At 70.9% G+C, this 23,291-nt stretch carries 24 protein-coding genes; 8 read left to right on the plus strand and 16 right to left on the minus strand.

What is annotated here, in order from left to right; genetic code table 11:
• Positions 1 to 5: 5 nt before the first annotated feature.
• Together INP57_RS23845 and INP57_RS23850 are read right to left on the minus strand one after the other, a co-directional pair.
• The gene (locus tag INP57_RS23845) at positions 6 to 677 is read right to left on the minus strand and encodes a haloacid dehalogenase type II (protein ID WP_200072553.1); all 672 of its coding nucleotides are present in this window, start codon (positions 675 to 677) and stop codon (positions 6 to 8) included.
• 441 nt (positions 678 to 1,118) lie between these two features.
• Complete coding sequence (locus INP57_RS23850) at positions 1,119 to 1,346, minus strand: hypothetical protein (RefSeq protein WP_200072554.1); 228 nt, start codon at positions 1,344 to 1,346, stop codon at positions 1,119 to 1,121.
• Between the two features lie 124 nt (positions 1,347 to 1,470).
• Between INP57_RS23850 and INP57_RS23855 the strand changes: the two genes are divergently transcribed.
• Positions 1,471 to 2,190 (plus strand): SAM-dependent methyltransferase, encoded by a 720-nt coding sequence (locus tag INP57_RS23855; RefSeq protein ID WP_200072555.1) that lies wholly within the window; start codon positions 1,471 to 1,473, stop codon positions 2,188 to 2,190.
• Here INP57_RS23855 and INP57_RS23860 read toward each other — a convergent pair.
• Positions 2,177 to 2,650: a nitroreductase/quinone reductase family protein gene (locus INP57_RS23860; RefSeq protein WP_200072556.1), complete on the minus strand. Its 474-nt coding sequence runs from the start codon at positions 2,648 to 2,650 to the stop codon at positions 2,177 to 2,179. The two genes, INP57_RS23855 and INP57_RS23860, sit on opposite strands and share 14 nt — an antisense overlap.
• A gap of 157 nt (positions 2,651 to 2,807) precedes the next feature.
• Between INP57_RS23860 and INP57_RS23865 the strand changes: the two genes are divergently transcribed.
• The gene (locus tag INP57_RS23865) at positions 2,808 to 3,119 is read left to right on the plus strand and encodes a maleylpyruvate isomerase family mycothiol-dependent enzyme (RefSeq protein ID WP_200072557.1); all 312 of its coding nucleotides are present in this window, start codon (positions 2,808 to 2,810) and stop codon (positions 3,117 to 3,119) included.
• Positions 3,120 to 3,247: 128 nt separating this feature from the next.
• Here the strand turns inward: INP57_RS23865 and INP57_RS23870 are convergent, their stop codons facing one another.
• The 3 genes from INP57_RS23870 to INP57_RS23880 all read right to left on the minus strand — a co-directional run bounded on the left by INP57_RS23870 (position 3,248) and on the right by INP57_RS23880 (position 7,537).
• Complete coding sequence (locus INP57_RS23870) at positions 3,248 to 5,245, minus strand: OPT family oligopeptide transporter (protein ID WP_307850248.1); 1,998 nt, start codon at positions 5,243 to 5,245, stop codon at positions 3,248 to 3,250.
• A gap of 198 nt (positions 5,246 to 5,443) precedes the next feature.
• Entirely contained in the window at positions 5,444 to 6,526 is a 1,083-nt protein-coding gene (locus tag INP57_RS23875) for a tartrate dehydrogenase (protein ID WP_200072559.1), read from the minus strand.
• An 87-nt stretch (positions 6,527 to 6,613) separates the two neighbouring features.
• Complete coding sequence (locus INP57_RS23880; RefSeq protein ID WP_200072560.1) at positions 6,614 to 7,537, minus strand: LysR family transcriptional regulator; 924 nt, start codon at positions 7,535 to 7,537, stop codon at positions 6,614 to 6,616.
• A 189-nt stretch (positions 7,538 to 7,726) separates the two neighbouring features.
• Between INP57_RS23880 and dctA the strand changes: the two genes are divergently transcribed.
• Positions 7,727 to 9,181 carry a C4-dicarboxylate transporter DctA gene (gene dctA / locus INP57_RS23885; RefSeq protein WP_200072561.1) on the plus strand — a complete coding sequence of 485 codons (1,455 nt, stop codon included), beginning with the start codon at positions 7,727 to 7,729 and terminating at the stop codon, positions 9,179 to 9,181.
• Positions 9,182 to 9,277: 96 nt separating this feature from the next.
• Here the strand turns inward: dctA and INP57_RS23890 are convergent, their stop codons facing one another.
• Entirely contained in the window at positions 9,278 to 9,679 is a 402-nt protein-coding gene (locus INP57_RS23890) for a DUF5997 family protein (RefSeq protein ID WP_200072562.1), read from the minus strand.
• Between the two features lie 73 nt (positions 9,680 to 9,752).
• Between INP57_RS23890 and INP57_RS23895 the strand changes: the two genes are divergently transcribed.
• Positions 9,753 to 10,505, plus strand: a complete 753-nt coding sequence (locus INP57_RS23895; RefSeq protein ID WP_200072563.1) for a LysR family substrate-binding domain-containing protein — start codon at positions 9,753 to 9,755, stop codon at positions 10,503 to 10,505.
• A gap of 11 nt (positions 10,506 to 10,516) precedes the next feature.
• Here INP57_RS23895 and INP57_RS23900 read toward each other — a convergent pair whose 3' ends face one another.
• From INP57_RS23900 to INP57_RS23920, 5 genes are all read right to left on the minus strand, one after another.
• Positions 10,517 to 10,783 carry a hypothetical protein gene (locus INP57_RS23900; RefSeq protein ID WP_200072564.1) on the minus strand — a complete coding sequence of 89 codons (267 nt, stop codon included), beginning with the start codon at positions 10,781 to 10,783 and terminating at the stop codon, positions 10,517 to 10,519.
• 176 nt (positions 10,784 to 10,959) lie between these two features.
• Positions 10,960 to 11,163: a hypothetical protein gene (locus INP57_RS23905; RefSeq protein WP_200072565.1), complete on the minus strand. Its 204-nt coding sequence runs from the start codon at positions 11,161 to 11,163 to the stop codon at positions 10,960 to 10,962.
• A gap of 91 nt (positions 11,164 to 11,254) precedes the next feature.
• Positions 11,255 to 12,382 carry an amidohydrolase family protein gene (locus tag INP57_RS23910; RefSeq protein ID WP_200072566.1) on the minus strand — a complete coding sequence of 376 codons (1,128 nt, stop codon included), beginning with the start codon at positions 12,380 to 12,382 and terminating at the stop codon, positions 11,255 to 11,257.
• Positions 12,383 to 12,388: 6 nt separating this feature from the next.
• Positions 12,389 to 13,753 carry a type I glutamate--ammonia ligase gene (locus tag INP57_RS23915; RefSeq protein WP_200072567.1) on the minus strand — a complete coding sequence of 455 codons (1,365 nt, stop codon included), beginning with the start codon at positions 13,751 to 13,753 and terminating at the stop codon, positions 12,389 to 12,391.
• A gap of 56 nt (positions 13,754 to 13,809) precedes the next feature.
• The gene (locus INP57_RS23920; protein ID WP_200072568.1) at positions 13,810 to 15,057 is read right to left on the minus strand and encodes an EAL domain-containing protein; all 1,248 of its coding nucleotides are present in this window, start codon (positions 15,055 to 15,057) and stop codon (positions 13,810 to 13,812) included.
• A 337-nt stretch (positions 15,058 to 15,394) separates the two neighbouring features.
• Between INP57_RS23920 and INP57_RS23925 the strand changes: the two genes are divergently transcribed.
• Positions 15,395 to 16,276: an NmrA family NAD(P)-binding protein gene (locus INP57_RS23925; RefSeq protein ID WP_200072569.1), complete on the plus strand. Its 882-nt coding sequence runs from the start codon at positions 15,395 to 15,397 to the stop codon at positions 16,274 to 16,276.
• A gap of 29 nt (positions 16,277 to 16,305) precedes the next feature.
• On the opposite strand, the gene INP57_RS23930 is transcribed toward INP57_RS23925, so the two are convergent.
• The 4 genes from INP57_RS23930 to INP57_RS23945 form a co-directional block, all read right to left on the minus strand.
• Positions 16,306 to 16,479, minus strand: coding sequence for a hypothetical protein (locus INP57_RS23930; RefSeq protein WP_200072570.1), 174 nt, complete (start codon positions 16,477 to 16,479; stop codon positions 16,306 to 16,308).
• Between the two features lie 66 nt (positions 16,480 to 16,545).
• The gene (locus INP57_RS23935) at positions 16,546 to 17,250 is read right to left on the minus strand and encodes a mycothiol-dependent nitroreductase Rv2466c family protein (protein ID WP_200072571.1); all 705 of its coding nucleotides are present in this window, start codon (positions 17,248 to 17,250) and stop codon (positions 16,546 to 16,548) included.
• 103 nt (positions 17,251 to 17,353) lie between these two features.
• A complete protein-coding gene (locus INP57_RS23940; protein ID WP_200072572.1) occupies positions 17,354 to 17,569 on the minus strand; it encodes a hypothetical protein in 216 nt (71 codons plus the stop codon).
• A gap of 206 nt (positions 17,570 to 17,775) precedes the next feature.
• Positions 17,776 to 18,453 carry a TetR-like C-terminal domain-containing protein gene (locus tag INP57_RS23945; RefSeq protein WP_307850249.1) on the minus strand — a complete coding sequence of 226 codons (678 nt, stop codon included), beginning with the start codon at positions 18,451 to 18,453 and terminating at the stop codon, positions 17,776 to 17,778.
• 70 nt (positions 18,454 to 18,523) lie between these two features.
• Here INP57_RS23945 and INP57_RS23950 point away from each other — a divergent pair, with 70 nt between their 5' ends.
• The 3 genes from INP57_RS23950 to INP57_RS23960 all read left to right on the plus strand — a co-directional run bounded on the left by INP57_RS23950 (position 18,524) and on the right by INP57_RS23960 (position 23,286).
• Positions 18,524 to 19,978, plus strand: a complete 1,455-nt coding sequence (locus tag INP57_RS23950; RefSeq protein WP_200072573.1) for a carotenoid oxygenase family protein — start codon at positions 18,524 to 18,526, stop codon at positions 19,976 to 19,978.
• Between the two features lie 115 nt (positions 19,979 to 20,093).
• A complete protein-coding gene (locus tag INP57_RS23955) occupies positions 20,094 to 21,257 on the plus strand; it encodes a M20 family metallopeptidase (protein WP_307850250.1) in 1,164 nt (387 codons plus the stop codon).
• A gap of 262 nt (positions 21,258 to 21,519) precedes the next feature.
• Positions 21,520 to 23,286 (plus strand): AfsR/SARP family transcriptional regulator, encoded by a 1,767-nt coding sequence (locus tag INP57_RS23960; RefSeq protein ID WP_200072574.1) that lies wholly within the window; start codon positions 21,520 to 21,522, stop codon positions 23,284 to 23,286.
• The last annotated feature ends 5 nt before the right edge of the window (positions 23,287 to 23,291 follow it).

The following is a 23,291-nucleotide window of genomic DNA, read 5'->3' on the forward strand; positions in this document are numbered from 1 at the left end:
CGCGTTCAGGCGCGGGTGATGGCGCGGCAGGCGTCGAGCACGTCGGAGCCGGTGAAGTCCGGTTCGCTCAACGAGCCGAGGAACAGCCGCTCCTTGCGTGCAACCCATGCGGTGGCCATGCCGGAGGCTTTCGCACCGTGCAGGTCCCAACCGTGCGAGGCGATCATCACCGCACGGGACGCATCGGTCCCGATCCTTTCCAGACCGCTTCGGTAGACCTCCGGCGCGGGTTTGTAGGCACGCGGCCGGTCGCTTCCGGTGACCACGTCGAAGCGCTCGCGCAGCCCGGCGGCTTCCAGCGCGGCTTCGGCGGTCGCGGTGGTGCTGTTGGTGACCGTGGCGATCCGCAGCCCGGCCTCGCGCAGCAGCGCCAGCGCGTCCGGCACTTCCGGGTAGGGCGGCATCCGGCCTGCGGTTTCGACCGCTGCCTGCACGACGCCGGATTCGGCGGTGAGCCCGGCCAGCTGCAACCGCCGCGTCACGGCGGACCGCAGGTAGTCCGCGAACGGCAGGTACTGGCCGACGAGCGTGTCGACCATCGCCCGCTGCACGGTCTCGTCGAGCAGGTCCAGGCCCACCTGTTCGCCGTTGCACGGCGCGGGCAGCGCGGCGCTGAGCGCCGCCGGGTCGAGCAGCGTGCCGTTGAGGTCGAACACCGCCCAGTCCAGGTCCGCCACGTCCCGGATCCTTTCATGTCATCGCCGCCAGAGCCGTTACCGCGTCGGCACGGCGCAGGGTCGTTACGGCGGCGCAGGATCGTCGTTGCCTCGCGCAGCCTCGCAGAATCCGGGCGGACTCGGGAATCAGGTCGCGGTGCCCGCCGGTGTGGAGCTGAGGAACTCGGTCATCTCGCCCGCTACCGCTTCGGGCTCGTCGAGCGTCGAGAGCACGTACGCGCCGGGGATTTCCGAGTACCGGGCACCCGGGCATCAGCGCGGTCAGCCGCGGGTCGTGCTCGGGCGGCCTGCCGCGCCCCGCTCGCACCGGGGTGGGCCGTTGCGAGCCGATTTCGCGCCACTTGGCGGAATTCGTAACCCGATCAGGTTCCCGGAATTCGAGTGAACGACTCATCGGTCCGCGAAAAACGAGCAGTGCGGTCCGTTTCCCGCCGGAAGCCGTCACGGCGGATCGTGCCTGCCGGTGTCGTGTTCGCCGTCGCAGCCCCATTCGCCGTCGCAGCCCCATTCTTCGTTGCACTTGATGCACACCATCCCGCCGCCTTGCTTCGGCATCAGCACGTGCTCGCCCCCTTGCGGGCATTCGCCCATCCGCGGCGGGGGCCGGAACCGGCCGGTCCGCGGGAACCTCCTCGCGGCACCGCTTCGACGTGCGCGCGCAGGGGTCATCTGGCCTCCTGTCGAGTCCACCACAGCTGCCCGCAACTTTTCCGCGGCTGCGCGACCGCGCCCAGGCGCCATCCGGTCGGCATCGCGCAAAACCGGTGTGCGCGGTCCGTTACAGTGATCGCCGATGAACGAGACCGAATACGTCGCCATCGCCGAGTCCGGGCACGAGGTGCAGAACCCCACCAGCCCGGCGAAGCTCGGCGAAGTCGCCGAGCACTTGGAGATCGGCGCGGGCGACCGGGTGCTGGACGTCGGATCCGGGCGCGGTTTCTGGGCGGTGGAGCTGGCCAAGCTCGGAGCCGACGTCGTCGGCCTGGAGATCAACGCGGATTTCACCGCGGCCGCCGAACAGCGCGCGGCGGCCGCCGGGGTGCGCCAGCGGCTGCGCACCGTGCTCGGCCCTGCCGCGGAGTTCGAGCCGGAGCCGGGCGCCAGCACGGTCGGCAGCTGCCTCGGCGCGAGCTTCGCGTTCGGCGGCTACCGGCAGGCGCTGGAGTGGCTGGCGGGCGCGCTGGCCGATGGCGGCAGGCTCGCGATCGGCGAGCTGCATTCGCTGGACGACTCCGCCGGCGACGAGTTGCCCTCGCTGTCCGAGCTGGTGCACATCGCCGAGGAACTCGACTTCGAGGTCACCGGGCTCGTCTCGGCCAGCACCGACGATTGGGACCGCTACGAGTCGCAGCACTGGAAGAACGTGCTCGACTGGGCGAAGCGCAACCCGGAGCATCCGGAGCGGGATTCGGTGCTGGCCGATTCGCGGCGATTCCGCAACGACTACCTGAGCCACCGCGGCGAGCTGGGCTGGACGATCGTGCTCGGCGCCAAGAAGGTCAGCGCGGGCTGAGCACGAACACCCGCAGCTCGCGGTGCGGCGCGCGAGCCGCGTAGTCGTCGTAGGCCGGCCAGGCCGCGGTGATCACGTCGCGCCACAGGCGCTCGCGCTCCGCGCCGGTGATCAGCCTGGCGCGCACCGGGATTTCCCGCGTGTCCACGCGCACGCTCGCCTCCGGATTCGCCAGCAGGTTCGCCGACCAGCCGGGGTGCTTCTCGCCGCCCCAGTTCGAGCCGATCAGCACGAACTCCTCGCCGTGCGGCACGTACTGCAGCGGCACCTGCCGGACCTTCCCGCTGCGGCGGCCGGTGGTGCTCAGCACCAGCGACGACTGCCCCGCCAGCTTCGCCAGGCTGACCCGCCCGCCGGTGCGCTGCTGCATCGCGAGGTCGAGCGGCACCAGCTTCTTCCCCAGCGCGGCGAACCACGGTTGCCTGCCGAGCTTCCGGGCCACTTTGGACATCGGCTTCATGCCGACCACTGTCCCATGTCCCGAATGCGAACTGCGCCGGGTAGTGCCGACGGTGGGCGATCCGATTCGGACCGTGATCGCGCGGCGGCTGCGCCCGACGCACGCGGACGTTCCGGTACCGTTCGGCCAACTCACCGGCCCTTGTGGAGGGACTCTGATGACAGCGGTGCCCGTCGAAGACCTCAGAGCCGTCCTCGGCACCGTCGCCGACCTGATCGACGGCGTCGGACCGGGCGAGTGGAACAACCCCACGCCCTGCCCGGAGTGGGAGGTCCGCGACTTGGTCAACCACATGGTCCTCGGGCACCGCTTGTTCACCGGCATCCTGCGCGGTGAGGCGACCGTTGCGCCTGGTGCCCTGGACCCTGCGGCAGCCGACCTGCTCAGCGACGACCAAGCTCACCGTGCCCAGCGCGCGGTTCCTGCAGGGGTGAGGGCGTCATCGGCGATCAGGATGCGCAGGCCGTAGACGTCGTGATCGACACCTTCCACGTCTTCCGGGACCCGCGGCCTGGTCCTGTCTCGCCTCTGCCGGGCTGAGCCCGGCACACGGGCTACGAGTCCTCAATGGACAGCGGTTTCTGCCGGGCCCGCGGGCTATTCCTCCTTGCGCGCGGTGCGGTACAGCCACACCACGAAGAACAGGAACGCCGCGATCCCCAACGTGTTCGTGAGAACGGTGAACGCACCCTCGGACATCCCGAGCGCCGACGGCGCGATCGCGAACACGTCCGAACTCTGCGCGATGGCGAACGGAATGGCGAGCACGATGCCCACCAGCGCCTCACCGGTGATGAGCCCGGAGGCGAACAGGACTCCCGGACCGTTGTCCGCGCCACGCTTGCGGCGAGCGACGAGATGGGCGATCACGCCGCCCACGAAGATCGGCACCGACAGCTCCAGCGGCAGGTACAACCCGACGGCGACGGCGAGCACGGGCATCCGGAACGACGCCTCGCGGCGCTGGAGAACCTGGTCGGCCACGATCAGCAGCACGGCCAGCACGCCGCCCCCGGCGATCATCGCCCAGGGCAGCCCGCCGCCGAAAACGCCCTCGCCGATGGAACTCATCAGCGCCGCCTGCGGCGCCTGCAACGCTTGCGACGGGTCCATGCCGGATCGCGGGAACGAGTTGCCCATCCCGTAGGCCGCGTAGAGCACCGACAGGATCGGCGCGATGCACAGCGCGGAGACCACGACGCCCACGATCAGCATGATCTGCTGCTTGAACGGCGTCGCGCCGAGCAACCGCCCGGTCTTGAGGTCGTGCAGGTTGTCCCCGGCGATCGCCGCCGCGCAGCTGACCACGCCGGAGATCAGCACCGCCGTGGCCGCGCCTATGGTCGCCTTGGCCTCGTCGGCGCCGAAATCGATCTGGGTGCCGAGGATGCCCAGCAGCACCAGCGAACTCGTCAGCAGCGTCAGCACGGTCACGCCGGACACCGGATTGTTCGACGAACCGACCAGCCCGGTCATGTACCCGGAAACCGACGAGAACACGAACCCGGCCAGCAGCGCGAAAACCAGGCCGAAGGCGAGCGTCCCGGCGAACACGCCGCTGCCGATCTCCAGCCGCGAACGGTCCACCACGAACAGGAACACCAGCAGCACCGGCGCCGCCATCACGAGCGTGCCGTAGCCGAGCCAGTTCGCCGGGATGTCGCGTTCGGTGCGCGGCACATCGGCGCCTTCGCCGCTGCGCGCGGCGCGGACCGCGCTGATCGACGAGCGGATGCTGGTCACCATCGGCCGCACGACCGACAGCAGCGCCCACACCCCGCCCACGGCCATCGCGCCGACGCCGAGGTACCGGATCTGCTCGTCCCACACGGCCTCCGCCGCGTCGAAACCGGTGGCGTCGCCGACGATCCCTTGCAGCGCAACGGGATCCGCCAGCGCCATGTACAGCGGGATTCCCGCGAACCAGGCCAGCGCACCGCCCGCGAAGACGAGAACGGCGATGTTCAGGCCCACGATGTAGCCGACGCCCAGCAACGCGACGCCGAGCTCGCTGCCGAGGCCGATGACCACGCCACCGGCTTTCACCGCCCCGGTGACGGTGCCGGACGCGATGCCCAGCCCGGTCTGCGCGAACTTCAGCAACGCGCCCGCGAGACCGGCGATCGTGATGTAGCGGGCGCTGCGCCCACCGCGCTGCCCCGCTTTGAGCACTTCGGCGGTGGCCACGCCTTCGGGGAACCGCAACGGTTTCTCGACGATGAGCGCGCGCCGCAGCGGCACGGTGAACAGCACGCCGAGCACGCCGCCGCACAACGCGATCGTGGCCACCGGCAGGAACGGGAACCCGTTCCAGTAGCCCAGCAGCACCAGCGCGGGCAGCGTGAAGATCACTCCCGCGGCCAGCGCCTCACCGGCCGATGCCGCGGTCTGCACGATGTTGTTCTCCACCACGGTGGCGCCGCGCAGCATCCGCAGCACCGCCATCGAGATCACCGCCGCCGGGATCGAGGCGGACACGGTCAGCCCGACCTTGAGCCCGAGGTAGGCGTTGGCCCCGGCGAGGACCGCCGCCAGCACGATGCCGAGCACGACGGCCTTGGCGGTGATCTCCCGCGGGCTCGAGCTCGCGGGCACGTAAGGTTCGTGATCCGTACTCGTCGGCTTCATGCTGCCGCCATTCGGTCCGCTCTCGGATGTTGTACGGGAGCTGAACCTATCTACGGGCGGCGTGGTCCACACCGAGTTTGCACCGATCCGTTACCCGCGGATTTCCCATAATATGGGCATTGCGGACGAAGCGGCCGAATCGCCGGGGGCTTCTCGAACCAGCCGTCAGCGGCGGAGGTGTTCCAGGATCGCTCCGGTGACGTCGCCGGTCTTGGCGGTGCCGCCGACGTCGGGCGTGCGCACGCCTGCGGCCGCGGTCGCCTCGATCGCCGCGTTCAGCCGCGCCGCCTCGGCGGCGAGCCCGAAGTGCTCCAGCATGAGCGCGGCGCTGCCGATGGCACCTGCCGGGTTCGCCAGCCCCTGCCCGGCGATGTCCGGCGCGGAACCGTGCACCGGCTCGAACATCGACGGGAACCGGCGGTCCGGGTTGAGGTTCGCGCTCGCGGCCAGACCGAGACTGCCCGCCAACGCCGAACCGAGGTCGGACAGGATGTCCGCGTTGAGATTCGACGCGACCACGACGGAGAGTTCTTCCGGATTCAGCACGAACTTCGCCGCCATCGCATCGACCAGCACGCTCTCGGTCTCCACATCGGGATAATCGCCCGCGACCCGTTCAAAGATCTCGTCCCACAGCACCATGCCGTACTGCTGGGCATTGCTCTTGGTCACCGAAGAGACCTTCTTGCGAGTACGGGTCCGCGCGAGGTCGAAGGCGAACCGGATGATCCGCTCGCACCCGCGCTCGGTGAACAACGCGGTCTGCAACGCAACCTCGTTGCCCGCCCCCCGGCCGGACAGGTTGCGCCCGCCCAGCCCGGCGTACTCGCCCTCGCTGTTCTCCCGCACCACGACCCAGTCCAACTCGGACTCATCGGCCTTGCGCAGCGGCGACGTGATGCCGCGGTGGAACCGGACCGGACGGATGTTCGCCCACTGGTCGAAGTTCTGGCAGATGTTCAGCCGCAACCCCCACAGACTGGTGTGATCCGGCACCGACGGCCAGCCGACCGCGCCGAAGTAGATCGCGTCAAAGCCGGCCAGCTGCTCCAGACCGTCCTCGGCCATCATCCGGCCGGTCCTGGTGTAGTACTCGCAGCCCCAGTCGAACTCGGTCCAATCGAAGGCAAACGCGCCGCCGGAATCCTGCGCCATCGCGTCGAGAACGGTGCGCCCGGCCGCCACGACCTCGGCTCCCACCCCGTCGGCGGGGATCGCGGCGATGCGGAACGTGCGGGTGGATGACATCGGTGCGGCTCCCGGGTCCGGTTTTCGTGGTGCACCGAGTCAAGCCCGCTCAGCCGAGCAGCGTCCAACACGCGTTCGCGATCCGATTCATAGGCAGCGGCTATCCGAGGCGATCTGAGCCAGGTAATCCGCCGGGCGATGACCGCGCGCCACCGCGAGGAAAGCGCTCGCGGTCGGCGTCAGCGCAGCCGTACGGCTGACCAGTGCGATGTGCAGCTGGGCGGAGTGCTCGATGCGGGCGATCCGCGCGCCCGCACGCCGCGCCAGCGGTACCCACCCAGCGGGCAGCACGGCCAGGCCGACGCCTTGCAGCACCAGCGGCAGGACCGATGTGCGGTGCGCGACCTCCGCGGCGATCCGCAGGTCCACGCCCGCGGCGAGCACGTCGTCGACGATCCGCCGCATGAGACTTCCCGGCGGGGACACGATCATGCGCGCGCCGGCCAGCGCGGACGGCGAAACCGGGTCGCCTTCGGGGAATTCGACGTCACCGGCACCGACGAGGAAGAATTCCTGCGATTCCAGCTCGTGCACCTGCACCCCGGGCGGCCGCGGCACCTCGGGCGCGCCGATCAGGCCGAGTTCGCAGACGCCGTTGCGGATCTGCGCCACCACCTCGTCCGGGGTGAACGCGGCCTCGGCGCCGACGGTCACACCGGGATGCTCGCGGGAGAACGACCGGGTCAGCGTGCCCAGCGGTTCCACACCGGGCGACGGCATGGTGGCCAGCTCCACCCTGCCGCGCAGCAGGCCGCACACCGAGTCCACCGCGGAGCGGGCGGTGCGCAGGTCGCGCAGCACCTGACGGGCCGGGCCGACCAGTTCCGTCCCGGCGTCGCTGATCACCACTCCGCGGCCCACCCGGTGGAACAGCGGCACGCCGAGTTCGCGCTCCAGGCCCGCTATCGCCTGCGACAGCGAGGGTTGCGCCAGGTGCAGCGCCTCGGCGGCGCGTCCGAATCCGCCGTGGTCGACGACCGCGAGGAAGTACTCCAGCTGCCGGGTGTCCATGCACGACCTCCGTTTTCCCTGGCAGTGCGTTCGTCGGTGGCTTTCATCGGCGGAGCCTATGAGTCGGTTAGCAACTTACTCTTGGACGCGCCGCGGTCCCCGGCTGCACCGTGATCGCACGTTTCCCCGGGGTCGTCCCGCCGCCAACCGCCGCGCCACCCGCGATCCCTCGACGTGCAGGAGAATGCAATGGCGCATACCGCACCGGCCGAACCGGACCCCGCCCGACAGCGGCCGGACCAGCACCGGACGGACCAGCACCGGCCAAGGCCGAGGCGCTGGTACCGCCAGCTGTACGTGCAGGTGCTCGCCGCGATCGTCATCGGCGTCCTGGTCGGTTGGCAGTGGCCCGACATCGGTTCGGCCATGCAGCCGATCGGCACCACCTTCATCGCGGCGATGAAGATGCTCATCGGGCCGATCGTGTTCCTGACGATCATCGGCGGCATCGCCAACGTCGCCGATCTGCGCAAGGTGGGCATGACCGGCCTGAAAGCGCTCACCTACTTCCAGGTGGGCACCATCGTCGCGCTGCTGATCGGCCTGGTGGCCATCAACATCGCGCGCCTCGGCGAAGGCGTGCACGCCGATCCCGCCAAGATCCAGGCGTCCGGGACCGCGCAGCAGTACGTCGAGCAGGGCGAAGGCCGGCACTGGTGGGACGTGTTCACCCAGCTCGTGCCGGAGAGCTTCTTCGGCGCGTTCGTCGAGGGCGACATCCTGCAGATCATCTTCCTGGCGGTGCTGTTCGGCATCGCGATCAAGGCGGTCGGCGCGGTCGGCGAGCCGATCGTGGCCGGGGTCAACCGGCTCACCGAGGTCGTGTTCAAGGTGCTGAGCTTCGTGATGAAAGCCGCGCCGCTGGGCGCTTTCGGCGCGATGGCCTACGCCGTCGGCGCGTTCGGACTGTCCACTTTGAGCAGTCTCGGCTCGTTGATCGCGTTGTTCTACGCAACTTCGATCGTGTTCGTGCTCGTCGTGCTCGGCGGGTTCCTCGCCGCCTACGTCCGGCTGAACATCTTCGCGCTGCTGCGCTACCTCAAGGACGAGTTCTTCCTGGTGCTCGGGACCTCGACCGCCGAGCCCGCGCTGCCGGGCCTGATGCGCAAGATGACGTTCATGGGCGCCGAACGCGCGACCGTGGGCCTGGTGGTGCCCACCGGGTACAGCTTCAACCTGGACGGTGCGGCGATCTACCTGTCGCTGGCCACGCTCTACATCGCCCAGGCCACCGACACCCCGCTGAGCATCGGCCAGCAGCTCGGCCTGCTCGCGATCATGCTGTTGACCTCCAAAGGCGCCGCGGGCGTCGCCGGAGGCGGCTTCATCGCGCTGACCGCGACGCTGTCCACCATCGGCACGGTGCCCGCCGCGGGCATCATGCTGATCTTCGGCATCGACAAGTTCATGTCCGAGTGCCGCGCGCTGGTGAACTTCTACGGCAACGCCGTCGCGACGCTGGCCATCGCGAAATGGGACGGCAACCTCGACCTGGATCGCGCGCGACGCGTGCTGGCCGACCGCAATTCCGCCGAGCGCGCCGACGCGATGGCCGCCGAGGACACCGCGGAGCCGGTCGCGGCCCCGGCACCCGGTGCGCCGCGCGAATCGGAGGCGGAACTCCCCGGTGCAGCGGCGCGCTGATGCCCGCGCGGCTTGCTGATCAAGACCGTCCGATGTGGTCCGCGAGCGGCGAGTGCGCTTCGCCCGGCAACGCGGGATCAGCTCGGCTCAGGACTGCTAGCGCCGACGCTGCGCGGGATTCGCCTGCTGGGCGGCCTTCTCCTTCTGGCGGGCGGCTTCCTTGCGGACCTCGGCCTGGTTGGCGCGCTCGTGCTCGAGCCACTCCGGCATTTCCGCCTTCAACGCCTTGATCTGCTCGGTGGTCAGCGGCTCGGTGATCCCGCCCCGCGCGAGAGCACCGATCGAAACGCCCAGCCGCGCCGCCACGACCTGCCGCGGGTGCGGGCCGTCGCGGCGCAGTTCCTGCAACCACTCGGGCGGGTCGGCCTGCAGCGCGTTGAGCTCGTCGCGCGAGACCACGCCCTCCTGGAACTCCGCGGGCGTGGCTTCGAGGTAGACGCTGAGCTTCTTCGCGGCGGTGGCGGGCTTCATCGTCTGGCTGGTCTTGCGCGACGTCATGACCCCAGGGTATCGGCCGGGCGACCGGCCCCGGCACCGACGCCCGGAAGACGGCGGCCGGTAGCCTGGCGGTGTGGCAGCCGACGCGTCTTTCACGCTCGCCTACGTTCCGGGCGTGACGCCCGACAAGTGGGTGCGCAAGTGGCAGGAACGGGTGCCCGGGGTGCCGCTGCACCTCGTCCAGGTACCCGCTGCCGGCGCCGACGGCATGGTGCGCGAACGCGAAGCCGACGCGGTCCTGCTGCGGCTGCCGATCGACAAGACCGGCCTGCACGCGATCCCGCTCTACACCGAGACGACCGTGGTGGTCACACCCAAGGACCACGTGGTGACCGCGGCCGACGAGGTCGGTCCTGCGGACCTGGCGGACGAGATCCTGCTGCATCCCCACGACGACACACTCGATTGGGAGCAACCACCCGGACGGCCCGCGATCGAGCGCCCGGCCACGACCGCGGACGCGATCCAGCTGGTGGCGGCCGGTGTCGGGCTGCTGGTCGTGCCGCAGTCGCTCGCCCGGCTGCACCACCGCAAAGACCTCACCTATCGGCCGCTGGCCGAGGTTCCGCAGTCCGGTGTGGCGCTGTCCTGGCTGGAGGACGAGACGACCGACCTGATGGAGCAGTTCATCGGCATCGTCCGCGGCCGCACGGTCAACAGCACCCGCGGTCGCCAGCACGAGCAGGCACCGGCCAAGCGCAAGAAGACCGAGCGCGACGGCAAGAAGCCCGCAGTCCGCAATCCGGCAGCCCGCAAGTCGGCCGCGAAGCCCCGGCCGGGTCCTCGCGCGCCGAACGGCAAGCGCGGCAAACCTCGCCGCCGCTGACTCGGCTCGCGCTACCCGGCGCGATGCCGGACCGGGCACCAGCCGCTGCGGCTGCTGGAGCGCACAGCGGTCACCGGTATGCGGTCGCCGTGCAACCGCCACTGACGGCCGTCGTGGCACCAGTGCAGCAGCTCCTCCCGCCACGGTTGTTCGGCCAGCATCCGCCGCTCGTGCAGCTCGGCTTGGACGGCGCCGAACTCGCGCAGGTTGGCGACCAGCCGCCCGGTCAGCGCCCGCAGGCGGGCCAGGGCCGGGTGAACAGCAACGACGCGACGCATGCGAGCAGAATGAACAACCCGGAGGCCGCCGACCATGGCACGATCGGCGTGGTCCCCCGATCTCGGCGCCGGTTCCGAACCCGCTGATCGCCCGGCTCGTCCTCGGCGGCGTCACCCGGATCGCCCGCGACTCGCGGGGAAACCGCCGAGCAGCCGCTCCGTCCTAAAGGGACGAATCAGGTGCCGCCGAGGAGGCGGCCGGTGAGTCGGTGGCCCTGCCGGGTCAGCTCCTCGAGCGTGGCGCGCAAGCGGGCTTCGTCGAGGACCGGCTCGGCCACCCCTTCCGACAGCTGGGTGACGATCGTGCGGCGCACCCACTCGCGGACGAACGACGCGGTCACGCCCTCGGTCGCGGCGATCAGCTCGGCCGGGTCGGCCACGTCGAGCCGGGGCCGGTGCAGGAAGGTGACCAGCTCGTTGCCGTAGTGGTCACCGATGCGGATCGGAACTCTCAGGACACAGTGGACGAACTCACGGCCATTCCCCGCCGAGCCCGTAGGCGCGGGCAGCGTTGCCGCCGGCGATCCCGCGGACGAGCCGTTCCGCGTCGGTTGCGGCCAGCACGTCCTCGCCGAGCCACCGGTCGATCAGGCGCCCGAACCGCTCGCGCCACAGCAGCGCGCCGAGGTGGTGCAGCTCGGGCAGTCCGAACCCGTCCGATGAGAAGCAGACGGCGGGCCACGGCGCGATTTCCAGCGTTTCGGCCAGCACCGCGGCGGCCTGCGCACCCACGTGCGGGATCGTCAGTCCGAGATCGACCAGCACGTGCGGGTAAGCGTGCGCCAGGTATGCGGCGTTGCGGTGAAACGGCCAGCAGTGCAGCAGCACCAGCGTCGGACCAGTATCCACTGTGGATCGAATGAAGTCGGTCAGCAGCAGCGGATCCGCCTCGTGCAACCGCAAGTCCGGGTCGCCGAACCCGGTGTGCAGCTGCAACGGCAAACCCAGCTCGGCCCCGATCGAGGCGCCCAGGTGCACCAGCCAAGCCAGCAGCACCGGATCCCGCAGCCTGCGGTCCGGTCCGGACAACCACGCCGCGGCCCGCGAATCCACCTGCCCGGAGCCCGGGCGTCGATCCGGCATCCGCAAGCCGCAGCGGTAGGCCACGACGCTTTTGAGCCCGATCGCGTTCGCCGCCTGCGAGCGGATCTCCCGCTCCACCTCGGCCGCCAGGCATGCGGCCGGCACCCCGCGTTCCGCGACCTGTTCGGCGACGGCTTCCAGGCGCACGACCTCCCGCGCGTGCCCGCCACCGAGATCGGCGAGCTCGGCGACGCCGGTCAACGGTGGCGTGTTCAACCCGGTGTCGACCAGCCAGGTCGTGGTTCCCGAGGCGCGCAGCAGGCGACGGCTGACCTCGCGCCAGCCCAGCGCGGCCCGCCGGGCCAGGTAGTCCTCGGCGGGCGCGTGCCGCGGCAGGTCCAGCACCGGCGCGCACAGCCTGCGCAGCGTGACACCGAGCATCGACTCGAACGGGCTGCGGCCCGGCACCACCCGGTCGGCCTCCGTCAGCAGCAGTTCGAAGCCGGCCCGGTCCAGGTCGGCGTCGCGCACGCCGTGGCAGTGCTGGTCGAGCAGCGGGAGCCCGTCGGTGAGCACGGCGACCTACCAGCGGGACCGGGTGGCGGCCACCAGCTCGTCCGCGCTTGCCGAACCGAAGCGGCGCGCTTCGGCTCGGCGCACCGTCACCACCGCATCGTGCAGCACCTCGCCCATGGCTTCGGCCAGCACGGCGGAGTTCGCCAGCGCCTCGGCCGCGTCCGCCCCGGTGGCAGGCAGCCGCGGCACGTCTTGCGTTTCGAGCAGTGCCGGGTCACCGGTGGTCTCCGCGGGCAGCCGCAACCCGCGGCGAACACCCGCCGCTCCGGCGGCGAGCACGCTGCCCATCACCAGGTAGGGGTTCGCGGTGGCGTCGAAGCACTTCACCTCCGCGTTCGCCGCCCACTCGGCGGTTCCGCGCACACCGGGGACGAGGCGGATCGCGGATTCCCTGGCCTCCCGGCCCCACGCCTGCCAGACCCCGGCCCAGCGGGACGGCACCATCCGCAGGAAGCTCGCCGGGTTCCCGGCCCCGACCGCCAGCAGCGCAGGCAGTTCCACCAGCACACCGGCCAGGAAGGCCTCGGCTTCCCGGCGCAGGCCGTGCGGCCCGTCGCCGCCGGTGAACAGGTTGCCCGCGTCGTCGTGGACGGACAGTTGCACGTGCGCGCCGGAACCCGGCATCCCCGGCACCACGCACGGCGCGAAGCTCGCCCGCCAGCCGTGGCGGCGCGCCACTTGCCGGGCGGTGTGCCGCACCAAGATCGCGTCGTCGGCCGCGGCCACCGGATCGGCCGCGGACACCGACAGCTCCACCTGTCCCGAGGTGTATTCCGGATGGAACTGCTCTACCGGCAATCCTTGGGCGTGCAGGGTGTGCACCAGCTCCCGCGCGTACTCCGCGGCACCTTCGAGGCGCGTCTGGCCGTACGCGGGACCGACGACGGCGGGGACGAATTCCTCGGTTCCGCCCGCACCAAGCGCCCACTCGTGTTCGACCGCGGCACGCACCGACAGCCCCGAGCTCTGCAGCGCCGCCGCCTGGTTCCGGGCGAACGCCCGCTGGCAGGCGGTGAAGCGCCCGCCTTCCTGCACGAACTTGTCGACCGGCGCCCATGCCCAGCCGGGCTGCGCGGCCAGCGGCACCAGTCGCCCGAGATCGGGGATCAGCCGCAGGTCGCCGTCCGGGCCGCCGAGGTGACGGCCGTAGACCATCTCGTCGTCGAAGCAGAACGTCTCGAAGCACGGCGAGACACCGATCCCGTAGTGGGACGCGGTGCCGAGCCGCTCCAGCGGAACCGCCTTCGACCGGACCACTCCGGCGTTGTCCGCGAAGGACAGTTCGACCATCGAGACCCCGGACGCGCGCAGCCGCGCGAGCAAGCCGCCGAGGCCGGGCGGTTCGGCGGCGGGAATGCGATCGGCTGTCATCCGCACGGCCTCCTGCGACTGGCGGGCCGTTGAACCGGCCCCGGACGCGGCCGATCTTACCCGGCGTGCCCGGTCGGCCGCGGCGAGTCACGAGCCGCGCGGGAGCCGGTGTTGACCAATCCAGCGGCGACCGACCGCTCGCCCGTACCGGACGGGAGCGGACGACCGATCAGGGCGCGGAACTCGGGCGCGGGCACCGCAGGCGAGAACAGGAACCCCTGGAACTTGTCGTAACCGAAACCGGCGAGCCGGTGCAGCTGCCCTGCGGTTTCCACCCCTTCGGCGACGCAGACGCTGCCGCGGGCGCGGGCGATGCTCAGCGCGGCACCGGCGATCGCGGTGTCCACCGGATCGTCCTCGACGCCGGAGACGAACTTGCGGTCGAGCTTGATGGCCTGCACGGGCAGGTCCTTGAGCCGCTCCAGCGAGGAGTAGCCGGTGCCGAAGTCGTCCACCGCGAACCGCACCCCGCGTTCGACCAGGCCGGTGATGGCGCCATGGGTGGCCGGGGCGAGGTCGAGCAGATCGGTCTCGGTGATCTCCAGGATCAGGCGGTCCCACGGCAGGCCGCAAGCGGCGACGATCTCGGCGAGCAGCTCGTCGAACGCCGGGTCGTGCAGCAGCTGGCTGCCCAGGTTGATCGCGATCCCCACCGGGCGGTCCCCGCACGCAGGCCAGGCCGTGGCCTGCTGCAGCGCGGCGCGCAGCACCCATTCGTCGAGTTCGGGCAGCAGACCGGCGTGCCGTGCGGCGGGCATGATGCTGCTGGGAAACAGCAGCCCGTGCTGCGGGTGCGGCCACCGCACCAGCGCTTCTGCACTGCTGACGTACCCCGCCCGGTCCACGACGGGCTGGTAGTGCACGGTGAGCTGGTCGTGCGCGATCGCCTCCCGGAGCTGCTGCTCCAACGAGGCGTGCGGCGCCGCGGGCTCGAACTGCCCGGTCCGCTGCTGCCGCTCACCGACATCGACGAACGTCGTCAGCCACACCCGCTCGCCGTTCTGCTGCGGAGAGGCGGCCGAACTGATGTCGCAGACCACTTGTTCCCCGTGCTTGCCGATCAGGCGGTGCAGGTGGCCCGCCCGGCCGCCGCAGTCGGCGAAGGAACCGTCCGGATCCTGCGGCGCGTGCAGGTCGGCCCAGGTCAGCTCGGTGATCTCGGCGCGGGTATAGCCCAGGATCGCGCACAGCGCGGCGTTGGCCTCCAGCACAGTCCCCCGCGCATCCAGCGCGGCCAGCGCCACCGGCAGGCTGTGGAACAGCTCGGCCGACTCCGCGGTGAATGCTGGCGGCTGCTGGTTCACGTGAGGCTCCCGGTTCGACCGATGCAGGCACCGCACCGGTGCCGTAGTCGCCATGTCGCTGTAGGTGCAGGTGACACACGTACCGCTTTCGGCGGACGCGCAACGCTCACCGCCGATGCTACCGGCGCAGTATGAAGGCCGACCGTTGCACGGCAAACGTGCACCGGCACGACGCCCGCGGCTTACCAGGATCGTTTCCACTCCGCGGATTCGCACGCTCTGGCCAGCGTCGACGAGCCGTCCGGCTTGCCACCGCGCCGCGTGCACGCAGCGAGCACGCCGCCGTCTCCTATAGTCGGCGGCGGCATTCCCGATCATCGCAGCTTGGAGGCAAGGTTTGGCCATCGCAGCGAAGGACCGCGGCACCGTGGCGGTCACCGGCGCGACAGGCGCGCTCGGCAGCCGGATCGCCGCACGGCTCGCCGACGGCGGGGTGCCGCAGCTGCTGATCGGGCGCGATCCGTCCCGGCTGCCCGAGCTGCCCTTCGCCGAGAAGCGCGGTCCGGCCGCCTACGACGACGCCGCGGCCATGCGCAGCGCGCTCGACGGCGCCTCCACGCTCGTGCTGATCTCCTCGCACCCGACCGGCAAGCGGCTGGAGGAACACGCCTCCGCCGTGCAGGCCGGGATGGACGTCGGCGTCGGCCGGGTGCTGTACGTGTCGCTGATCGGAGCGGCGGCAACGGCGACCTACCGCAACGCCCGCGACCACTGGCTGACCGAGCAGTACCTGGCGGGTGCGGGAGTCCGGCACACCGTCTTCCGCGCCGGTTTCTACGCCTCCACCCCTGCCGCGCTGGCCGACGAGGAGTTCACGATCCGCGGTCCCGGCGGCGACGGCAGGGTCGCGTTCACCACCCACGACGACATCGCCGCGACGATCACCGGCGTGGCCACCGACGAGAGCACCGAGCACGACGGCGCCGTCCTGGAGGTCACCGGCCCCGAGTCGCTCACCCTCGCCGAAGCCGTCCCGCAGATCGCCGAGGCCACCGGCAAGCCCTACCGGTACGAGCCGGAGACCTTGCCGGAGGCGTTCGCGCGGCGGTGGCGGCTGGGCATCAGCGGCACCCAGATCGAGGCGTGGATCTCCTGGTACCAGGCCATCGCCGGGGGCGAGCTGGACAAGGTGACCGACGTCGTGCCCCGCATCACCGGCTCGCCTGCCACGCCCATCCGCGAAGCGGGGTGGTGGCCCGCGCCGAAGACGGCGCGCTGATCCGCAGGACCCCGGTCGTGATCGGCGGGCTACTCGCCTTCGGCTGCGGTGTCCGCGTGCGGGCGCCGGTCCGGATCAACGGCCGGGCGAGCCGGTTGCTTGTCGCCGGTATCCGAGTCCGGTGTGGCGAGCACCTCCGGTTGCCGGATCCCTTCGGCCGGGTCCGAGTTGTGCTCTCGCGGTGGCTGGTTCATCCGTGTCATGACGTGCCTCCCCGAGTCGGCTCACTCGGCGGATGCCCCCGCTCGGCGACCCGAAAACCGCGCGGCTCACCGCACCTGGGTGCCGGTCCGGGCGAGCTTCGCGGTCAACGTGGTGTCCGGGAAGCTGCGCAGGTTCCGCTTGAGCTCGGCGAAACCGGGCCAGGTGGCGAGCGTTTCCACCGCAGCCCACAGGCGCAGCGCATCCGTCCCTGCGGGCGGCGAGTCGACGACCGGCCCGAACAGCGCCGGGCCGTCGGGCGGCGCGAAGGACAAGATCGGAGTGCCCACTCCGCCCCCGCAACGGTCCACGCCTTCGAACGTCTCGGCCCGCAGGTCCGCGTCGCGGCCCGCGTCGTCGGCCGCCTCGGCGAGGTCCGCGGGCAGTCCGGCCCGTTCGAGCGCCGGGCGCAGATCGCGGTGGCGGGCCATCTCCTGCATGACCGCGTCGAAGTCGTCGCCCTGCGGTGCCTCGGAATCCCAAACCAGTTCGCCGAGCGCGGTGTAGAGATCACCGACGCGTTCCGGGCCCGCGCGCTCGCGGGCGGCGTGCACCACCCGCAGCATTTCCAGTCCGCGCACGTGGCTGTCCGGGTACGCGGGTGAGGCCTGCTTGCGCTGTTCGTAGCTGATGTCCTCGTTGAGGATCGCCAGCGACAGCGGACGCCAGCGCACTGCGAGCGTCCGCTGCCGCTGCACCTCCACCACCCAGCGCGAGGTCACCCAGCAGAACGGGCAAAGCGGGTCGAAGAAGAACTCGAGATCTGCACTCACACCGACCGGCTACCCACTGCCCCGGGCCGTGCACACGCACCGCTGCGGCAACCAGAACCCGGCCGCTACGAGCGAATTTCGCCGTCGCGGCCCGCGGTTCGGGTCAAGCGACCGGTTGTCGTTCCGGCTCGCCCTCCCGCGCGGGCTGCTCGGCCGCGCGCGGTTCTCGCACGTCTTCATCGGAAACCGGGTCGCCCCGACCGCGATCATCGAGGACGCGTTCGGACTCGCGCATCGTCCGGTTCGAGCGCGACGCCAGCCACGAGATCAGCAAGCACATGGCCAGCGCCAGCGCGGGCACAAGCCACTGGAAGAGCATTTCGCGCTCGCACTTTCAGGCGGGAATCAATTCGCAACACCGGCCGCTCACTGCTGCACCACCCAGGTCACGGCTGAAGCTTCGCAAAACCGCTGGAGCGAGCCGATGATCTGCTCGCCAGTGCCGCCGGCCGCGGGGCAACACCGCACCGCGCCCGTGCATTCCCGGCGATCCATCCGCCGGGATCGGCCGCCGGTCGATCATCCTCAGTGGACGGAATTCGCGCGGACCCCGGCCGCGGCCAACGCCCGCCGCCCCGAACGCGCGGCCCGTTCCGGATCGTCGCCGAGTCCGACGAGCAGGTTGAACGCCATCGGCATGAACACCTGCTCCGGTCCGTCGAACTGATCGAAGTGCCCGGACAGCTCGAGCGTGACGTAACCGTGCAGCAGACTCCAGAGCTGCGCGGCGACGTGGGCGGGTTCGGCTTCCCGGATGCGGCCGCTGCGGACCGTCCGTTCCGTCGCGGCGACGAGGTGCCCGTAGGCGCGCTGCGACACGCTCGGCTCGTCCGCCCCCGGCTGCTCGTGTTCTTCCGGCCGATGACCGCCGGGGGCCGACAGCCCGAACATCACGTCGTAGAGGTGCGGGTTCTCGCGAGCCACGTCGCGGTAGGCCAGCGCCAGCCTGCCGAGGTCCACTACCGGATCGTCGGTGGCGGCGACCTCCGCAAGCCGCGCATCCAGCCGCCGGAACCCTTCCTCGATCACCGTGCTGAGCAGCTGAGGCATGCCGCCGAAGTAGTGGTAGACCGCCATCGTCGACGCGCCGACCTCGCGCGCCAACCGGCGGGCCTGCAACGCCGCCGGGCCCTCCGCGGCCAGCAGCGCCACCGCGGCCTGCACGAGCCGATCACGCATTCCGGCCGAACCTGTCGTGCTCACCCTTGGCAACCTCCCATAACGTCGTTACATTAATCCTATAACCGCGTTATAGCCAGCAGGGGGATGCGCCATGAGCAGCAACGACTACCTCAACGGCAGCTTCGCTCCGGTCGAGGACGAGCGGACGCTGACCGAGCCGGCCGTCACCGGCTCGATCCCGCAACACCTCGACGGGCGGTATCTGCGCAACGGCCCCAATCCGATGCGGGAAGTCGATCCGGCCGCGTACCACTGGTTCATGGGCGACGGGATGGTGCACGGAATCCGGCTCCGGGAAGGCCGCGCGGAGTGGTACCGCAACCGCTGGGTCCGCTCTCCCGACGTGGCGGCAGCGCTCGGAGAACCCCGCCGCAACGGCCGGAGCCGCCGAGCCGGACTCCCCAGCCTCGGTGCCAACACCAACGTGATCGGCCACGCAGGCCGCACCCTGGCGCTGATCGAGGGCGGCGTGGCCAACTACGAGCTCACCGACACGCTGGACACCGTCGGTCCGTGCGACTTCGACGGCACCCTGCCCGGCGGCTACACCGCGCACCCCAAGCGGGATCCGGACACCGGGGAGCTGCACGCCGTCTCGTACTTCTTCGGCCGCGGCAACACCGTGCAGTACTCCGTGATCGGCACCGACGGCCGGTGCAGGCGCGCGGTGGACATCGAGGTGACCGGTTCGCCGATGATGCACGACTTCTCGCTGACCCGGGACCACGTGGTGTTCTACGACCTGCCGGTCACCTTCGACGTGGAGCGGGTCGCGCGGGCCACCGTGCCACCGCTGTTGCGCACCCCGGCGAAACTGGTCCTCTCGGCGGTGATCGGCAGAGTCCGGGTGCCCGACCCGATCGCGGCGATGGCAGCAGGCCGGTTCGGCGCCAACACCGGTCTCCCGTACCGCTGGAACCGCCGCTACCCGGCACGGATCGGGGTCATGCCGCGCGATGGCGGCAACGCCGACGTGCGCTGGTTCGAGGTCGAGCCCTGCTACGTCTTCCACCCGATGAACGCCTACGACGACGGCGCGACCGTCGTGCTCGACGTGGTGCGCCACCCGAAGATGTTCGACACCGACCTGCACGGCCCGAACGAGGGAACCCCCACGCTGGACCGCTGGACCGTCGACCTCGCCGCGGGCCGGGTGCGCGAGGAACGGCTCGACGATCGGGCGCAGGAGTTCCCGCGGGTCGACGAGCGCCGCGTCGGACGGGCGCACCGGTACGGCTACGCACCGGAGGTCGGCCGGGGCCTGGAGCAGGGCGGTGCACTGCTCAAGCACGACCTGCAGCAGGGCCGGACCACCGAACGGCGGTTCGGGGCGGGCGTCGAAGTCGGTGAGTTCGTCTTCGAGCCCAGCTCCCCGGACGCAGCTGAGGACGACGGCGTGCTCATGGGCTTCGCCTACGACAGAGCTGCGGCCCGCAGCGACCTGATGATCCTCGACGCGGCGAGCTTGGAGACCGTTGCCGCCGTGCACCTGCCCGTCCGGGTTCCGAACGGGTTCCACGGCAACTGGGTGCCCACTGGCGCGTGATCGTCGCCCGCTGCGCCGGGCGATCGGCCGATCTGGTCAGCTGGACACCGGAGTTCATGGGCACCGTGCCGCTGGGCCCGGGTGTTCTGGTGCAGTGCGACCTCGGAGGTGGCGAGTGGACAGCGACGCAGCGGCGTTGGCGGAACGCGCGGAGACCGCGCTCCCCGATGTGCTGGCCGACCTGCGCCGGTTGGTCGAAACCGAAACGCCGAGCCACGACAAGCAGGCGCTGGACGCGGGGCTCGCGGACCTCGAAAGCTGGCTCGCCGAACGCCTCGGTGAGCCGGGTTCCCGGCAACGCCACGACGGCGGCTCCTACGGCGACATCCTGGACACCACCTTCCCCGGCACCACCGGTGGCACCGTGCTGCTGCTGTGCCACTACGACACGGTCTGGCCGGTGGGCACGCTCGCCGAGTGGCCCTTCACCATCGAGGACGACCGGATCACCGCTCCCGGCTGCCTGGACATGAAGCTCGGCATCGTGCACGGCGTCTGGGCGCTGCGGTTGCTGCGCGAACTGGACATCCCGCACCCCTCGGTGCGGTTGCTCTGCACGGGTGATGAGGAGATCGGCAGCCATGCCTCCCGCGAGTTCATCGAGCGGGCGTGCCGCGCATCCGACGCGACGCTGGTGCTCGAACCCAGCCGCGCGGGCAAGGTGAAGGTGCGCCGCAAGGGGCTCGGCCTGTTCGACCTGGTGGTGCGCGGCGTGGAGTCGCACGCGGGCCTGGATCCGGACGCCGGGGCCAGCGCCGTGCACGCGCTCGCCGAACTGATCCCGGCCGTCACCGCGCTCGCCGAGCCCGGCCGGGGAACCACTATCAACGTCGGAACGATCACCGGCGGAACCGGCCGCAACGTGGTGGCCGGGCGGGCGAGCTGCGAGATCGACGTCCGGGTGCAGGACCCGGCCGAAATGCCGCGGATCGACGCAGGGCTCGCCGCGCTCGCGGTGTCCGACGAGCGGATCGGGGTCGAATTGCAGGGCGGCTGGAACAGGCCACCGATGAACCCCAACCCGGCCTCGGAGCGGTTGTTCGAGCTGGCCCGCGCCACTGCGGACGATCTCGGCCGCACGCTGGAAGGCACCTCGGTGGGCGGCGTGAGCGATGCGAACTTCGTGTCCGCGCTGGACTTCCCGGTGCTCGACGGGCTCGGCGCGGTCGGCGCGGGCCCGCACTCCCGCGACGAGCACGTGCTGCCGGGCGAGTCGCCGGCGCAGATCGCGCTGCTCGCGCACCTGATCGGCCGGCTGCACGAACGACGAGTGTTCTGACCGGCGTGCACGCAGCGCCATCGCGCTCCCCCTGCACGTGCACGCCGGTCCCGGTCCAACCCCGGCACGTGGACGATGCCGGAGATTCCCCCAGTGGACCGCGCACCGCGAAGCGCTGAGCTCGCGGTGAGATGAACACTGGCAACCCGCGGTGACTGCTGGGTGACTCGACGGTGACTGCGGCGTTCTGCCAAGGTGTCCTGCGAGGTGAGGAGGCCGGAGCTCGCGGCGGCCCGGGGCTTGCGGTTGAGGATGTGCGGTTTTGGAACTCGAATTCTTCGTCCTGGGTCCGCTGGAAGTTCGCAGTGCCGGGGTCGAGATACCGGTGCGTTCCGGACAGCAGCGAGTGCTGCTGGCGGCGCTGCTGCTGCGGGCGAACCAGGTCGTGCCGCTGGACGAGCTGACCGACCGGTTATGGGGCGAAGCGCCTCCCCGCGGTGCGCGCAACACGCTGCGCGCCTACGTCATGCGGTTGCGGCGGACCCTCGGTGCCGATGACGGCGAAGGCGTGGTCGTCGAGACGCACCCGGAGGGCTACCGCATCCGGGTCGAGCCCGCCGAGCTCGACCTGCTGCGGTTCGAGGACCTGCTGGCCCAGGCAGGCCGGCTCGCCGCGGCGGGCCCGACGGAGGAAGCCCAGGTGCTGCGGCAGGCCGTCGCGCTGTGGCGCGGCCCAGTTCTGTCCAATGTGGACTCAGATGCGCTGCATCGGGACGTCGCCCTGGCGCTGAGCGAACGGCGGCTGCAGGCGGTGCAGCGACGCATCGACCTCGAACTGCAACTCGGCGGCGACGACGAGATCGTCCCGGAGCTCAAGGCGCTGACCGCCGAACATCCCACCCGGGAACGGTTCTGCGCCCAGCTGATGATCGCGTTGTACCGCAGCGGGCGGCAAGCCGACGCGCTGGAGGCCTACCGCCGGACGCGCGAAATGCTGGACGCCGAACTCGGCGTCGACCCCGGTCAGGACCTGCAAGAACTGCACCAGTCGGTGCTCACCGCGGATCCCGCGCTGGAACCGGCGAGGACTCCGCGGGCCAAGGTGGCCGACAGCCGCACGGCCCCGTCCCCGGACCCCGGTTCGAGCGGCTCGGCGGTGACCGTTTTCGAGCCGACGCCGCAACCGGCGGAGGGCAGCTCCGCGGATCTCGCCCAGCAGCAGCACCCGCAGCCGGTGAAACCGCCCCGGCAGCCCCCGGAATCGCGCCGCCAGCGGCTCTTGGGCCCGCTGAGCGCCGCCTGGCTGCTGGCCACCATCTTGGCGATCTTCGGCGGCGTCTTCGACTCGCACCCCGTCTTCTACCTGAGCCTGTCGCTGATGGCCGCGGTCCTGCTCGCCGCGGCAGGCATCGCACTGGCCGAGCGCCGCCGCCGCGGGATCCCGCTGGTGCGGATCCGGCTCGCGAACGCCGCGACGATGCTCCCGCTGCTGGCGGTCGGCGGGCTGCTCGCCGAGGTCACCGTCAACTACCTCGGCGTCCCCGCCATGTGGGGCGTGCCGCTGTTCGCGTCCGCGCTGTTCGTGCACTCCACCGTTGCCGAGCTGGCTCGTGAAGGGCGGGCGCCTGCGCGGCACGGGATGGCGCTGAGCTCGGTCGGCGCGATCGCGAGCGGATTGCTCATCGGGAGCCTGCTGCTGTTCGCCGAGCGCGGGCCGGAGAGCAGCTGGACGACCGGGGCCAGCGTCGAAGGCGCCTCGGCCACCGGAAAGATCAGCCGAGCAGCGCACGGCGAAATCCAGCTCACCGGCGAAGTCGTGGACGACAAGGCCAACTACCTGGGCGCGAGGCTCTACGTCGAGGCGCACCGGCCCGACGGCTCGGCCGAATCCTGGGACACCTACAACGGCAATTCCAAGGGCAGCGCCGAGCCCATCAGCGGCAACCGGGGCGCGGACACGGACGGGCTCATCTTCCCCGCCGAGACCACCTCGATCCGCGTAAGGGCTTGCGCATCCAACGCGGACGGAACGCACGAGCAACTCGTCGACATCACGTGCGGCCCGCCCATCGAGATCTGGCGACGGTGACCGGT

The sequence above is a fragment of the Saccharopolyspora galaxeae genome (genome assembly GCF_016526145.1).
GTDB classification, from domain to species: domain Bacteria; phylum Actinomycetota; class Actinomycetes; order Mycobacteriales; family Pseudonocardiaceae; genus Saccharopolyspora_C; species Saccharopolyspora_C galaxeae.